The 1,181-nt window shown below is 59.3% G+C and carries 1 protein-coding gene; it reads left to right on the forward strand.

The window, feature by feature from the left end:
- Positions 1 to 1,146, forward strand: a 1,146-nt coding sequence (gene tuf / locus GOX21_RS21415; RefSeq protein ID WP_170379933.1) for an elongation factor Tu, incomplete at its 5' end; no start/stop codon positions are given.
- Positions 1,147 to 1,181: the final 35 nt, after the last annotated feature.

Here is a 1,181-nt window from a genome sequence, read left to right on the forward strand (position 1 = left end):
CCGCACGTCAACATCGGCACGATTGGGCACGTTGACCACGGTAAAACCACGCTGACCGCAGCAATCACCAAGTATTTCGGTGACTTCAAAGCGTATGACCAAATCGACGGCGCGCCTGAAGAGAAGGCTCGTGGCATCACCATCTCGACCGCCCACGTGGAATACGAGACAGACAACCGCCACTATGCACACGTCGACTGCCCCGGCCACGCCGACTACGTCAAGAACATGATTACCGGTGCCGCTCAGATGGACGGCGCGATCCTGGTTGTGAACGCTGCTGACGGCCCGATGCCTCAGACCCGCGAGCACATCCTGCTGGGCCGCCAGGTTGGCATCCCGAAGATGGTCGTGTTCATGAACAAAGTTGACCAGGTTGACGACGAAGAGCTGCTGGAACTGGTTGAGATGGAAGTTCGCGAACTGCTGTCCAGCTACGAATACCCTGGCGACGATATTCCGATCATCGCAGGTTCGGCTCTGGCCGCGATGGAAGGCAACAACCCGGAAATCGGCGAAGAGAAAATCAAGGAACTGATGGCGGCTGTTGATGACTACATCGACACCCCTGAGCGTGAAGTTGACAAGCCGTTCCTGATGCCGGTCGAAGACGTGTTCTCGATCTCGGGCCGCGGTACCGTTGTGACCGGTCGTGTTGAGCGTGGCGTGATCAATGTTGGCGACGAGATCGAAATCGTCGGCATCCGCGACACTCAGAAAACCACCTGCACCGGCGTTGAAATGTTCCGCAAGCTGCTGGACCGCGGTGAAGCAGGCGACAACATCGGCGCCCTGCTGCGCGGTATCGACCGTGACGGCGTTGAGCGTGGCCAGGTTCTGTGTAAGCCGGGTTCGGTTACACCGCACACCAAGTTCGAAGCCGAAGCCTACATCCTGACCAAGGAAGAAGGCGGTCGTCACACTCCGTTCTTCGCGAACTACCGTCCGCAGTTCTACTTCCGTACGACTGACGTGACCGGCACCGTGACCCTGGCCGAAGGCACCGAGATGGTCATGCCCGGCGACAACGTCGGCTTCACCGTCGAGCTGATCGCCCCGATCGCGATGGAAGACGGCCTGCGTTTCGCCATCCGCGAAGGCGGCCGCACCGTCGGCGCCGGCGTTGTGTCGAAAATCATCGAGTAAGGCGCTTATGCCAATACTCAAAGAAAGGGCGTCCC

The organism is Ruegeria atlantica (genome assembly GCF_013032005.1).
Lineage (GTDB): Bacteria > Pseudomonadota > Alphaproteobacteria > Rhodobacterales > Rhodobacteraceae > Ruegeria > Ruegeria atlantica_A.